This window comes from Pseudomonas songnenensis, assembly GCF_003696315.1.
In the GTDB taxonomy this organism is placed as follows: Bacteria; Pseudomonadota; Gammaproteobacteria; order Pseudomonadales; family Pseudomonadaceae; genus Stutzerimonas; species Stutzerimonas songnenensis.
In genome coordinates this window covers 328,044-340,812 of record NZ_RFFN01000002.1, presented here as the reverse complement: position 1 = coordinate 340,812, position 12,769 = coordinate 328,044, and the positions used below count along the sequence as shown (strand labels likewise).

Sequence of the window (12,769 nt, the reverse complement as noted above, 5' to 3'; positions counted from 1 at the left end):
TGATCCCTCAAGCCACGCCAGGCGGGATCATGTCCTTGCCGTAGTCGCGCAGCTTCTCCAGGTTTTCCGGTTTCATGTGCTCAGGAATATCCGCCTTCGGATGCTCCTCATGCTGGCCGGAATTCGCTGGCTCACGCGCACGCTCGGTACGCTCGTCGTGATCGCTCATACAACGCCTCCTGTTCAGATTGCGTGCTCTTCCCAGATCAGCTCGCCGTCGTCGCTGACCTCTATCACTTTAGTCAACGCTGCCTCGGCGATCGCATCGGCTTCGGATGCCAAGTCGTAGCGACGACCATCGGCGATCTTGAATACCTGCACATGCTCGTCGCTGTCGCGTCGCTTGATCGCAATCACCGCCTCGAACGCATCCTCGGCAGGCACCGCCGAAGAAATCGCTTCGAAATTCTCGAAATGCTTGCGCGCCATTACTTGTCACCTCACCGTTGCGATTGTCATCAATGGACAACACCATCGCTGTAAAAGGTCGAGAGCAGTGGCTGAACGACAGTCTGGCGGCAGGCTCGAACCTGAATGGACATGTGGAGGACCCGCCATGAACGCAACTGAACACTACGCGCAGACCGAACCCAGCCGAGCCGAAGTCGATGCCATGCACGGGCCGGTGCTGCTGGAATTCGGCACGGCATGGTGCGGACATTGCCGTGCCGCGCAGCCGGGGATTGCCAAGGCGCTGGCCGACCGGCAGGGCATCAGTCACCTGAAGATCGAAGATGGTCCGGGGCGACCGTTGGGGCGCTCGTTTCGCGTCAAGCTCTGGCCGACCCTGATCCTGCTGGAGAACGGTCAGGAGCTGGGGCGCGTCGTACGGCCGCAGCAGGCCCAGGCAATCGATCAGGCCCTGGGCGAGACGGGGAAGAACTGAGCCTCGCGACAGCGAGCGTGGCTTCGATCCGAACGCTCGGCATGTGCGCTAACGCTCATCCGGCGGCCAGCCGTGGCATAATCCGCCGTCCAGTTTTACAGGAGCCTTTGGAGAGTCGTTTATGTCCGGACCAGATCAACGCTTGTGCCTATACGGAATCAAAGCCTGCGACACCATGAAAAAGGCCCGTACCTGGCTCGACGAACACGGACTGAACTACGACTTCCATGACTACAAGAGCGCCGGCATAGACCGCGCCCATCTGGAAGCCTGGTGCAATGAACACGGCTGGCAAACCGTTCTCAACCGTGCAGGCACCACCTTCCGCAAGCTGGACGACGCTGCAAAGGCCGATCTTGACCAGGCCCGGGCCATCGAGCTGATGTTGGCCCAACCGTCGATGATAAAACGCCCTGTACTCGACCTGGGCGATAGAACCCTGATCGGCTTCAAGCCAGATCTTTACGCTGCCGCAGTGGCGGCGCCGAACTGATAGCCGCCCACCAGACGGCGCGGCCGACAAAAAAGGAAATCCTATGTCCGCAACCCTATTCAGCCTCGCCTTTGGCGTCGGCACCCAGAACCGCCAGGGCGACTGGCTGGAAGTCTTCTATGCCCAGCCACTGCTGAAGCCGGCCGGCGAGCTGGTAGCTGCCGTTGCCCCGCTGCTCGGCTACGCCGGTGGCAATCAGGCCATCACCATCACGACCAGCCAGGCAGCCCAGCTGGCCGATGCGCTCAAGCCGCTCGATGCCACTCAGTACGCCTTGCTGACCCGCCTGGCCGAGAGCCAGCGCCCGCTGGTCGCGACCCTGCTGGCCGAAGACGCACCGCTGAGCTCGACCCCCGAGGCGTACCTCAAGCTGCACCTGCTCTCCCACCGTCTGGCCAAGCCGCACGGTCTGAACCTGACTGGCATCTTCCCGCTGCTGCCGAACGTCGCCTGGACCAACCAGGGCGCCGTGGACCTGAGCGAGCTTGCCGAGCGCCAACTGGAAGCGCGCCTGAAGGGCGATCTGCTGGAAGTCTTCTCGGTAGACAAGTTCCCGAAGATGACCGATTACGTCGTACCGGCCGGCGTGCGCATCGCCGACACCGCCCGCGTGCGCCTCGGCGCCTATGTGGGTGAAGGCACCACCGTCATGCACGAGGGCTTCATCAACTTCAATGCTGGCACCCAGGGTCCGGGGATGATCGAAGGCCGCGTCTCGGCCGGCGTGTTCGTCGGCAAGGGTTCGGATCTGGGTGGCGGCTGCTCCACGATGGGCACGCTCTCCGGTGGCGGCAACATCGTGATTTCCGTTGGCGAGGGCTGCCTGATCGGCGCGAATGCGGGCATCGGCATTCCGCTGGGCGACCGCAACACCGTGGAATCCGGCCTGTACATCACCGCCGGAACCAAGGTCAGCCTGCTCGATGAGAACGATCAGCTGGTCAAAGTGGTCAAGGCCCGCGAACTGGCCGGCCAGGGTGACCTGCTGTTCCGTCGCAACTCACAGACCGGCGCAGTGGAGTGCAAGACTCACAAGTCGGCCATCGAGTTGAACGAGGCGCTGCACGCGCATAACTGACGCAGGAGCAGCGGCAAGCTGCGAGCCATGAGCGCCTGCCTTGCCGCATCCCCTGCAGCTGGAGGTTCGCCGCTTATGGCCCTGCTCTCTCCCTGGCGTGCCGACTTCCCCGCTCTGGCGGTGCTCGAAGCGCAAGGCCAGACCTACCTCGACAGCGCCGCCACGGCTCAGAAGCCGCAGGCGCTGATCGATGCCCTCAGCGGCTACTACACCTGCGGTGCGGCCAACGTGCACCGTGCCCAGCACCAACCTGCCGAACGCGCCACCCGTGCCTACGAAGACGCCCGCATCAAGGTGGCCAAGTGGTTGAATGCCGCCTGCCCGACGGAAATCGTCTTCACCCGCGGCGCAACCGAAGCTCTGAATCTGCTCGCCTACGGACTGGAGCACCTGATCGAAGCCGGCGATGAGATCGTCATCAGCGCCCTCGAACATCACGCCAATCTGCTGCCCTGGCAACAGCTGGCCAAACGTCGCAATGCCAGGTTGCAGGTGTTGCCCATCGATGCCTCCGGGCGTATCGACCTCACTGCGGCTGCCGCGCTGATCGGCCCGCGCACGCGGCTGCTGGCAGTGAGTCAGCTGTCCAACGTGCTCGGCTGCTGGCAGCCGCTCGACCCGCTGCTGCGCCTGGCCAAGGCACAGGGCGCGCTGACTGTCGTCGATGGTGCGCAAGGCGTGGTTCATGGTCGCCATGACATGACCACTCTTGGCTGCGACTTCTATGTGCTGTCCAGCCACAAGCTCTACGGGCCCGACGGCGTCGGTGCGCTCTATGGCCGCGGCGAATCGCTGCTGCAGCTGCGTCACTGGCAGTTCGGCGGCGAGATGGTGCGGATCGCCGACTACCAGAGCGCCGAGTTCCATGCCGCGCCACTGGGTTTCGAGGCGGGAACGCCACCGATCTCTGGCGTCATTGGCCTCGGTGCCACGCTGGACTATCTGGCCGGGCTCGACGTTGCCGCGATCGAGCGCCACGAACAGGCATTGCATGATCAACTGCTCGCCGGGCTTGCCGCACGCGACGGCATCCACCTGCTCGGCTCCCCGCAAGTCGCCCTCGCCAGCTTCGTCGTCGATGGCGTGCATCACGCCGACCTGGGTCACCTGCTCACCGAACAGGGCATCGCCGTGCGCAGCGGCAATCACTGCGCCATGCCGCTGATGAAGCACCTCGGTCTGGATGGCGCCACGCGCGTCTCGCTCGGGCTGTACAACGATGAAACCGACCTCGAGCGCTTCTTCAGCGCGCTGGATCAGTCCTTGGCGCTGTTGCGATGACTGCTCTGCCGCAAGCGGCCGCCGAGGCGCTGGACACCTTCGGCCAGGCATCCGGTTGGGAGCAGCGCGCACGCCTGCTGATGCAGTGGGGCGAACGGCTGGAACCGCTGGACGAGAGTGAGCGTAGCGAAGCCAATCTGGTATCGGGCTGCGAAAGTCGCGTGTGGCTGGTGGGCGCGCCACATGCGGGCCGATGGCATTTTCGCGCGGCCAGTGATGCCCGACTGATTCGTGGCCTGTTGGCCGTGCTGCTGGCGAGGGTGAACGGTCTGGATGCGGGTGAGCTGGCGGGGGTGGACATGGCCGACTGGTTCAATCGCCTTGGGCTGTCACGACAGCTATCGCCCTCGCGCAGCAACGGCATGAACGCCGTGCTGCAGCGAATGCGTGAGCTGACCGGCTGATCCGGCCAGAAATGGTGATCAGCGCTTGCGCAGGATCACACTGCCGATCGAATAGCCGGCGCCGAACGAGCTGAGCACGCCCAGGCTGCCGCTGGGCAGGTCGTCCTGATGCTTGTGGAACGCGATCACCGAGCCGGCCGAACTGGTGTTGGCGTAGGTGTCGAGAATCACCGGTGCCTCTTGCTCGGTGGCGTCACGGCCGAGCAGCTTGCGCACGATCAGGTGGTTCATGTTCAGGTTGGCCTGGTGCAGCCAGAAGCGCTTGACCGACTCTACCGCAATGCCGTTCTCGCCCAGATGCTCACCGATCAGCTCCGCCACCATCGGGCAGACTTCCTTGAACACCTTGCGGCCTTCCTGGATGAACAGCTTGTCCGGATTGCTCATGTACTCTTCGGCGGTGCGGTTGAGGAAGCCGAAGTTGTTGCGGATGTTGTTGGAAAACTCGGTTACCAGCTTGGTGCTAAGCACTTCCCACTGATGCGCGGAGGTGGCCAGGTCTTCACGCTCGATGACGACCGCGGTGCAGGCGTCGCCGAAGATGAAGTGGCTGTCGCGGTCGCGGAAGTTCATGTGCCCGGTGCAGATTTCCGGGTTGACCATGAGAATCGCGCGCGCTTGGCCCAGCTTGATGCTGTTGACCGCGTTCTGGATACCGAAGGTCGCGGACGAGCAGGCAACGTTCATGTCGAAGCCGAAGCCCTTGATGCCGAGGGCGGCCTGCACCTCGATGGCGATGGCCGGATAGGCGCGCTGCAGATTCGAACAGGCGACGATCACACCATCGATATCGGCCGCCGTCTTGCCGGCGCGGGCCAGCGCTTCTTCGGCTGCCTTGACCGACATCTCGCAGAGAATCGACCACTCGTCATTGCTGCGTTCCGGGATGCGCGGGACCATGCGCTCCGGATCAAGGATGCCGGCCTTGTCAGTGACATAGCGGCTTTTGATGCCGGAGGCCTTCTCGATGAATGCGGAACTCGACTCGGCCAGCGGCTGGATCTCGCCGGCCTCGATGGCCGCGGCATTTTCGCTATTGAAGCGGTGCACGTAGCTGTTGAAGGACTCCACCAGTTCGTCGTTGGAGATACTGCTGGCAGGGGTATAAAGGCCGGTACCGCTGATGACGACGTTGTACACAGTCGTTCCTCTCGAATAGGGCTTGATCGTACTGACGGTGGGACGGTACGGCGGCTAGCCTTGGCCAACCACGATCATTCCAGCGCCTCTTATGGCGGCTATTGTGCATGAAAAGCTGAAAGAATCCGTAACATTGCACAGATTCCAGGGGCAGGAATTAAGCCATTTGACGGATCTACGCGTGACCATGCAGTCCAAATATGAAGAGGGCGCCAAATGGCGCCCTCTTTGGTTCGACAAGGTACTTGGCAGTTCTATTTTATGCCCTGCCCAAGCACGACTCCGCCGACTTCCTGGCCATAGAGATTGACGCCGTCGTTGGCGTGATAGCGCACGCGCGTCTTCTCCACGGAGCCTTCGACCAGCCGCGGATCCTGTGGCCGCTCATGGCTGTTCATATAGGCCGCGACATGCCAGGCGTCGTCGTCACTGAGCGATCCACCTTTGCCCAGCGGCATGCTCTCCTTGATGAACGCAGCCGCGGTATTGATCCGATGCATGCCGGCGCCCCAGTTGAACGAATCCTTGCCCCAGAGCGGCGGGAAGACATAACCGTCGCCGGCCTTCTGCCCCTGCCCGCTATCGCCATGGCAGATCGCACACTGTTCGGCATAGATCTGCTTGCCCTTGGCAAGGTCGAATCCCGCCTTCGGCTGTGGAACCTCCGGGTAGGCACGTCCCGGCAGTTCCTGGCCGGTCGGCGCTCCGGTGGAGAGCCAGTAGGAATAGGCCGTCAATGCATTGATCACGTGACTATCGGCGGCCGGCGGCTTGCCGTTCATGCTGAACTGGAAGCAGCCCTGCACCCGCTCGGCGTAGCTGTTGACCTTGTCATTCTTCTTTCGGTAGGCCGGATACATCGGATAGGCGCCCCACAGCGGAGCGGAGTTGGCCTTGCGACCTTGCTCGATGTGGCAATTGGTGCAGTTCATGCCATTGCCGACGTATTCGGCCGCATATTTCTGAGTGTCGACGAAAATCGCCCGCCCCTGCTGAACCAGCTCCCCGTAGGCGTTGGCGGGCAGCTCGCTCTCCTTGGGCGGCTGAAAATACTGCTCGCCGGCGTCCTTCGACGTCTGCTGAGTCAGCTGCGACTGGTCGTCCATCTTGATTTCGGCAGCATGCAGCGGGCTGCCGACAGCCATGGCCAGCAGGCCGAGCATCAGGTGCGCTCTCATTGGCTGACCTCCTTGAGTCCCACGCTGGCGAAGTATTCCGATACCGCCTGAACCTCGGCATCGGTCATGGAGCGGGCGATATGCCCCATCAGGTCGTTCGGATCGTTCTTGCGCGTACCCTGACGCCAGGCATTGAGCTGCGCACTGAGGTACTGCGCCGACTGCCCAGCCAGCGGCGGAAAGCTCTCGCCGACACCCACGCCGCCCGGCCCATGACAAGCCACGCACTCGGGAATGTTGCGCCCCCAGGCGCCTCGCAATGCCAGCGTGGCGCCGGCACCTTCGGTTTTCTCCGCACGACCGATCGCGGCGTAGGACGGTGCAGGCATCGCCTCCAGGGTCGCAGCAATCGCCTGGATCTCGTCATCGGTCAGCGCAGCAGCGATCGGCTGCATGATCGGATTGGCTCGGCTACCCGAGCGGAAGTCTGCAAGTTGCTTGCGCGTGTACGCGGCATCAATTCCTGCAAGGCGCGGAAAGCCTGCAGCCGCCATCCCCATGCCATCGGCACCGTGGCAGGTGCCACATGCCATCGCGGCAGGATTGGCGCCCCCCTGCGCATAGATCTTTTGCCCGTCGGCAGCCTGTGCCTGCATTGTCAGCAACAACGCAGCCACACCGGCCAAGGGCCAGCGAGTTAGTTTCATGAAAGGCCTCATCAGCTGTTGTAGTTATGCTGTCGCGCCACCGGTGTCGTTATCCCGACGCTCTTGTACGTGTGCGGCAGCTTGTCGCAGACGGGACGCTAACACAGCGCAGCGGCAGCCCTCCAGAAACAGAATAAGCTTAGAACTGCTTTGCATATGCCTAACACAGCGGTACGCCCGCCTGGCAGACGCGCATGAACCGATGAGCTTGGTTATCCTTGCGCGCTCACTACCGCAGGACTGCCCATGAAAGACCAACTTGCCGAACTGATCACACTCATCAGCTCCGGCTGCATGACTGATGATGAAATCGCCCGCGTCGCCGATGAGGCCGCCCAGGCCTACGCTGATCCGCAAGCCTTTCTGAAGGCCAATCCCGACATCAACTACGACGACAGCTTCCCCATCCCGCTGGGCGAATGGGTCGTAGTGGGCAGCCTTCCGGAAACAGTGCTGTTCCAGGCGGATGATTACCAGACGCTCTTTAGCGAGATCGTCGCCTCATTCGGCGACAGCGTGACCTTCGTTCTCAAGCCCAAGCAGCTAGCCAGGACCGAGCCACTGACGGCGCTGAATCGCATCCAGGTGCAGCTGAGCAGCCTCTATCCCGAGAAAGGCGGCTACGTGCTGGTGGACTTCAGCGAACCACTGGATGACGAGCTGCAGGCAGTCCTGGTCTATACCTGCGACGTGCCGCGGCTGATGGAGCTGGCGGTGGAAGTGGGCATCTATGCAGCGCCTGCTCTGGAAGCGCTGCGCCAGGAACTCGGGCAGTAGCGGCCAGCCGTGCCGGGACCAGCCACTACGCCTTGCGCCGGCGTAGCGGCTCGAGCAAGGCCGAGAGCCCGTTGTGATCGATCTCGTGCATCAGCGCGAGTAGCTGGCCGAGACTGCCGGGCGGAAAACCAGCGCGGGCGAACCAGTTGAGGTAATGGCCGGGCAGATCGGCGATCAACCGGCCTTTGTATTTACCGTATGGCATCGTCTGCGTCACCAGACGTTCGAGATCTTCAGGCTTCATGATGGAGGCAGCAGGGTCACGGGCGCCTGATACTGCCACAACCGGACCGTTTTGGTGCTGGGCCGTGACCGCGAACCTGACTGCCGGCTGCTTGCTCACCACTCGGAACATCTGACCAGAATCGCAGGTCGCCGGGTCTTGAGAGCGCACCGATTTTCTTCGCATTGCTGATGCATGACATACAGCAGCGCTATCCGCCGTATAGAAAGCCTTGCCTGGCACAGCCCGGCCGGCGGCTGGACAATTGCACACAAGTCAGCAAACGAAGCCGCCCTACTGTCGAACGGAGAACAGTCATGTCGCAAGCGCCCAAACCACTACCGGAGCTGGATGACGCCACCCTGGCCTTTGCCGAGCAGGTATTCGATAGCGCCCGCGGCGGTGACAGCGTACGCCTCGGTGAACTGCTTACCCAGGGCATGCCAGCCAACCTCTGCAACCACGCCGGCGACAGCCTGCTGATGCTCACCAGCTACCACGGCCACCTGGAAGCCAGCCGGATACTGCTGCAACACGGCGCCGATCCGCAGCTGCGTAACCGTCGCGGGCACACACCGCTCGCCGGCGCGGCGTTCAAGGGTGACCTGGCGATGGTCGAATTGTTGCTCGAGCACGGCGCCGACGTCGAAAGCCGCTGTGAGGATGGCAAGACCGCCCTGATGATGGCCGCAATGTTCAACCGCGTGGCAATCGTCGAGCACCTGGCGACGCAGGGCGCCGATCCGCGGGCCAGCGATAGCCATGGTGCAACGGCGCTGGCCGCGGCACGCATGATGGGCGCGGCCGACACCGAGGCATTGCTCCAGCGCCTTGGCGCATGATGCGCACTGAACGTGCCGGGACCATCGCCGACCTAATGCAGTGAAGTCATCCCCGCCAACTGCAGACAGGAGGCGACTCCCATGGCACTGCCCTCGACCGTGAACAGGGTTCCTGCGCACACCGCCGAACACGTCAACCAGCAGATTCGACTGCGCACCGAGCGCTCGGTGGCGTACTACCGACAGCACCCGCAACAGATCGGCCATCGGCTGCGCGAGCTGGATCGGGAATGGGACATCGAGCGTACCCTGGAAGCGAATGCGGCAACGCTGGTCGTAGCCGGTGCTGTACTGGGCCTGACGGTCAACCGCAAGTTCCTCGGTATTCCGATGGTGGTGGGCGGCTTTCTGCTGCAGCACGCGCTGCAGGGCTGGTGTCCACCGCTACCGCTGTTTCGCCGCCTGGGGCTGCGCACCGCCGCGGAAATCCAGCACGAGCGCTCGGCGCTCGAAGCCACCCGCAGCCACTCCTGACCGGGTAAACCGCCTTGGCCAGCCGTACTGCTGAACCAGTCAGTCCGTAGCGAGTGCCACCGCGGCATCGTCACGCTGCAGCGGCTGCGCCAGGGAAATGCGATTGCGCCCGAGGCGCTTGGCGTCGTACAACGCCGAATCCGCGGCATGTACCCAGGCGAGTACATCACTCATGCGCGGGTCGCACTCGGCAATGCCGATGCTCAGGCTGGCGCTCAGCTTGGGCGCCAGCGGGAAGTCCAACGCGGCAATTTCGGTGCGCAGTCGCTCGAGCACTTCCCAGGCGTCCTGTGCACGTGCGCCCGGCAGGACGACGCAGAATTCATCCCCACCGTAACGCCCAGGCATGTCCTCGGCACGCAGATTGCGCCGAATGCACTGGCCGACCTGACGCAACAGCTCGTCTCCGATGACATGGCCATGCCGGTCATTGACCAGCTTGAAATTGTCCAGATCGATCAGTGCCAGGCTGGCCACGCCGCGGGTGGCCTGGCAGTGGGAAAACTCCAGCTGTAGCAACTCGTTCCAGTACCCACGATTGAACAGACCGGTGAGGCTGTCGGTGCGGCTCAGGCTGCGCAGCGCCCGCTTGTTTTCGCCGAGTTGAGATGCCAGGCGATAGAGCACCATGCCGATGGTCAACGGATGCACCACCAGCATCGGCAGACATGCATACATCTGCAGCTGACTGGTATACGGGGAAAACTCGAAACCCAGTACCAGCACCGACAGCCCCGCGCCGATCAACTGTGCCGACAAACCCTGCAAGACGAATCGCGCACCGCCGGTGGCGGTGTTGTTCATCGCCATCATCGATACCAGCATGGCCGAAGGCAGCACATTGAATCCCATCGTGGCGACCCAGAAACCACCCATCAGCGAGTCGAACAACACGAATCGGCGTTCGCTGATGGTTGCTGAGCGGGCCCGCTGGGACAGGCTCAGCGCCAGCGATGGCCAGATGAAACAGAAGCCGACCAGCACCCCCCACACCCACCCGGGCGTTTGTCTGTCCAGCAAGACGGCAGCCACACAGATGAAACCGACCGCCAGCCCGATGGCTCTGGGAAAGAAGGCGCGCACCGCGAAGGATCCTGGCCTCGTAACCACGGCGGATAAATTCAAGGAGGATCTCGTCTGGCAGCCGGCGGAGCACTCAATATAGCTCGACGCCATCACGCCATGGAAAGAAAAACCTTGTTTTTTGCAGCAGAATTAAAAACCCAGACGTCAGCAAAAAACGGTGTGACGGATCTCTAGGCACGCCCGATTGCAGCGAATACGGCGTTCGTATGCTCGGCAAGCACGGCTGGCGCCAGCTCCACTTCCAACCCGCGACGACCGGCGCTGACGTAGATGCTCGCCTGCGCCTGCGCAGAACTGTCGATAAAGGTACGCAGGCGCTTCTTCTGCCCCAGCGGACTGATACCACCGACCAGATAACCGGTGGCCCGCTGGGCCGCCATCGGATCGGCCATCTCCACCTTCTTCACACCGGCCGCCTGGGCCAGCGCCTTGAGATCGAGGGTGCCGGCGACGGGCACCACGGCGACCAGTAGCTCGTTCTTCTCGCTACAGGCGAGCAGCGTCTTGAATACCCGTGCCGGCTCCAGCCCGAGCTTTTCCGCCGCCTCCAGACCATAGGACGCAGACTTGGGATCGTGCTCGTAGCTGTGTACGGCGTGTTCGGCTCGGGCTTTTTTCAACAGGTCGATGGCAGGTGTCATGGCTTTGTAGTGCTAATGATTGATGAATGGCGGTAACGTAAGGCGACAAAGAATCGGTAGTTATAAGCGCCCATGAATCATCCTCTTCTTGCACCGCTCGCGGAAGTCTACGACCTGGCCGTGGTGGGCGGCGGCATCAATGGCGCAGGCATCGCCGCCGATGCGGCCGGGCGCGGCCTGTCGGTGTTCCTCTGCGAACAGGGCGACCTGGCCGGCCATACCTCCTCCGCCAGCAGCAAGCTGGTACACGGTGGGCTGCGTTATCTCGAACACTACGAGCTGCGCCTGGTCCGCGAAGCGCTGGCCGAGCGCGAAGTGCTGCTGGCCAAGGCGCCGCACATCATCACCCCGCTACGCTTCGTGCTGCCCTACCGCCCGCATCTGCGGCCGTCGTGGATGATCCGTACCGGGCTGTTTCTCTACGATCACCTCGGCAAGCGCGAGAAACTCGGCGGTTCGCGCAGCCTGCGTTTCGGTGCTGACAGCCCGCTCAAGGACGAGATCACCCATGGTTTCGAGTACGCCGATTGCTGGGTCGATGACGCCCGGCTGGTGGTTCTCAATGCCATGGCGGCACGCGAGCTGGGGGCCCATATCCACACCCGCACTCGCTGCGTCAGTGCGCGCAGCAGCAAGGCGCTCTGGCACCTGCATCTGGAACGTGAGGATGGCAGCCGGTTTTCGATCCGCGCACGCGCCCTGGTCAACGCCACCGGCCCCTGGGTGGCTTCGTTCATCGAAGAGCAACTCCGGCAGACATCCCCGCACGGCATGCGCCTGATCCAGGGCAGCCATATCATCGTGCCGCAACTCTATGAAGGTGAGCACGCCTACATCCTGCAGAACGAGGACCGGCGCATCGTGTTCATCACGCCGTACCTCGGCCAGTTCAGCCTGATCGGCACCACCGACCACGAGTACCACGGCGACCCGGCGCGGGTGCAAATCACCGACGAAGAAATCGACTACCTGCTGGCCATCGTCAACGCGCACTTCAAGCATCAACTGAGTCGCACCGATATCCGCTACAGCTATGCCGGGGTCAGACCGCTTTGCGATGACGAGTCCGACCAGCCCTCGGCGATCACCCGCGATTACACGCTGACACTCAGCAACAGCGCCGGTGAGGGACCGTTGCTCTCGGTATTCGGCGGCAAATTGACCACCTATCGCAAGCTCGCCGAAGCGGCACTGGCGCAGCTGGCGCCGCTGTTTCCCGAAATGACACAGCCCTGGACGCACGACGCCGCCCTGCCTGGCGGTGAGCATCTGGACGAGCCATCGGCTCTGGCCCACGCGCTCTGCGCCAGTTATCCATGGCTGCCCGGTCCGATCGCCCGGCGCTGGGCACGCACCTATGGCAGCCGCAGCTGGCTGCTGCTCAAGGGCACCGATTCGCTGCAGGACCTTGGCGAGTGTTTTGGCGCCGGCCTGCACGCGCGTGAGGTGGACTACCTGATGGTCGAGGAATGGGCGCAGACGGCAGAAGACATCCTCTGGCGCCGCACCAAGCTCGGCCTGTTCATGCAGCCCGCGGAAGTCGCACTGCTGCAGCGTTATCTGGACAGCCGGACAGCCGAGCGCCTGACCCACTTCGACCACGTCGCCCAGGGCTGACG

The 12,769-nt window shown here is 62.9% G+C and carries 17 protein-coding genes; 9 read left to right on the top strand and 8 right to left on the bottom strand.

Features of this window, described 5'->3' with window-relative positions:
• Positions 1–7: 7 nt before the first annotated feature.
• Positions 8–169 carry a hypothetical protein gene (locus EA798_RS20615; RefSeq protein WP_165362540.1) on the bottom strand — a complete coding sequence of 54 codons (162 nt, stop codon included), beginning with the start codon at positions 167–169 and terminating at the stop codon, positions 8–10.
• A 14-nt stretch (positions 170–183) separates the two neighbouring features.
• Positions 184–429: a hypothetical protein gene (locus tag EA798_RS05960; protein ID WP_015276332.1), complete on the bottom strand. Its 246-nt coding sequence runs from the start codon at positions 427–429 to the stop codon at positions 184–186.
• 127 nt (positions 430–556) lie between these two features.
• Here EA798_RS05960 and EA798_RS05955 point away from each other — a divergent pair, with 127 nt between their 5' ends.
• From EA798_RS05955 to EA798_RS05935, 5 genes are all read left to right on the top strand, one after another.
• Positions 557–886: a thioredoxin family protein gene (locus EA798_RS05955; RefSeq protein WP_106158095.1), complete on the top strand. Its 330-nt coding sequence runs from the start codon at positions 557–559 to the stop codon at positions 884–886.
• 121 nt (positions 887–1,007) lie between these two features.
• Entirely contained in the window at positions 1,008–1,379 is a 372-nt protein-coding gene (locus EA798_RS05950; RefSeq protein ID WP_122098381.1) for an ArsC family reductase, read from the top strand.
• Between the two features lie 43 nt (positions 1,380–1,422).
• Complete coding sequence (gene dapD / locus EA798_RS05945; protein ID WP_122098380.1) at positions 1,423–2,457, top strand: 2,3,4,5-tetrahydropyridine-2,6-dicarboxylate N-succinyltransferase; 1,035 nt, start codon at positions 1,423–1,425, stop codon at positions 2,455–2,457.
• A 75-nt stretch (positions 2,458–2,532) separates the two neighbouring features.
• Entirely contained in the window at positions 2,533–3,738 is a 1,206-nt protein-coding gene (locus EA798_RS05940) for an aminotransferase class V-fold PLP-dependent enzyme (RefSeq protein ID WP_122098379.1), read from the top strand.
• On the top strand, positions 3,735–4,142 hold the full coding sequence (locus EA798_RS05935) for a SufE family protein (RefSeq protein WP_122098378.1): 408 nt from the start codon (positions 3,735–3,737) through the stop codon (positions 4,140–4,142). Before EA798_RS05940 ends, EA798_RS05935 begins: the two co-directional genes overlap by 4 nt.
• Positions 4,143–4,160: 18 nt before the next feature.
• On the opposite strand, the gene EA798_RS05930 is transcribed toward EA798_RS05935, so the two are convergent.
• The 3 genes from EA798_RS05930 to EA798_RS05920 form a co-directional block, all read right to left on the bottom strand.
• Positions 4,161–5,282 carry a beta-ketoacyl-ACP synthase III gene (locus tag EA798_RS05930; RefSeq protein ID WP_106158090.1) on the bottom strand — a complete coding sequence of 374 codons (1,122 nt, stop codon included), beginning with the start codon at positions 5,280–5,282 and terminating at the stop codon, positions 4,161–4,163.
• A 254-nt stretch (positions 5,283–5,536) separates the two neighbouring features.
• Entirely contained in the window at positions 5,537–6,460 is a 924-nt protein-coding gene (locus tag EA798_RS05925) for a c-type cytochrome (protein WP_122098377.1), read from the bottom strand.
• The gene (locus tag EA798_RS05920) at positions 6,457–7,107 is read right to left on the bottom strand and encodes a c-type cytochrome (protein ID WP_122098376.1); all 651 of its coding nucleotides are present in this window, start codon (positions 7,105–7,107) and stop codon (positions 6,457–6,459) included. The genes EA798_RS05925 and EA798_RS05920 overlap by 4 nt, the downstream gene beginning before the upstream one ends.
• Positions 7,108–7,353: 246 nt before the next feature.
• Between EA798_RS05920 and EA798_RS05915 the strand changes: the two genes are divergently transcribed.
• Entirely contained in the window at positions 7,354–7,884 is a 531-nt protein-coding gene (locus tag EA798_RS05915) for a hypothetical protein (protein WP_106158087.1), read from the top strand.
• A gap of 25 nt (positions 7,885–7,909) precedes the next feature.
• Here the strand turns inward: EA798_RS05915 and EA798_RS05910 are convergent, their stop codons facing one another.
• Positions 7,910–8,128, bottom strand: coding sequence for a DUF3820 family protein (locus EA798_RS05910; protein ID WP_122098375.1), 219 nt, complete (start codon positions 8,126–8,128; stop codon positions 7,910–7,912).
• Positions 8,129–8,424: 296 nt separating this feature from the next.
• Here EA798_RS05910 and EA798_RS05905 point away from each other — a divergent pair, with 296 nt between their 5' ends.
• Together EA798_RS05905 and EA798_RS05900 are read left to right on the top strand one after the other, a co-directional pair.
• A complete protein-coding gene (locus EA798_RS05905) occupies positions 8,425–8,949 on the top strand; it encodes an ankyrin repeat domain-containing protein (protein ID WP_122098374.1) in 525 nt (174 codons plus the stop codon).
• A gap of 81 nt (positions 8,950–9,030) precedes the next feature.
• Positions 9,031–9,423 (top strand): YgaP family membrane protein, encoded by a 393-nt coding sequence (locus EA798_RS05900; protein WP_122098373.1) that lies wholly within the window; start codon positions 9,031–9,033, stop codon positions 9,421–9,423.
• A 39-nt stretch (positions 9,424–9,462) separates the two neighbouring features.
• Here the strand turns inward: EA798_RS05900 and EA798_RS05895 are convergent, their stop codons facing one another.
• Positions 9,463–10,548: a diguanylate cyclase gene (locus EA798_RS05895; protein WP_106158084.1), complete on the bottom strand. Its 1,086-nt coding sequence runs from the start codon at positions 10,546–10,548 to the stop codon at positions 9,463–9,465.
• Between the two features lie 131 nt (positions 10,549–10,679).
• Positions 10,680–11,150, bottom strand: coding sequence for a Cys-tRNA(Pro) deacylase (gene ybaK / locus EA798_RS05890; RefSeq protein ID WP_122098372.1), 471 nt, complete (start codon positions 11,148–11,150; stop codon positions 10,680–10,682).
• A 72-nt stretch (positions 11,151–11,222) separates the two neighbouring features.
• Between ybaK and glpD the strand changes: the two genes are divergently transcribed.
• The gene (gene glpD, locus EA798_RS05885; RefSeq protein WP_122098371.1) at positions 11,223–12,767 is read left to right on the top strand and encodes a glycerol-3-phosphate dehydrogenase; all 1,545 of its coding nucleotides are present in this window, start codon (positions 11,223–11,225) and stop codon (positions 12,765–12,767) included.
• Positions 12,768–12,769: the final 2 nt, after the last annotated feature.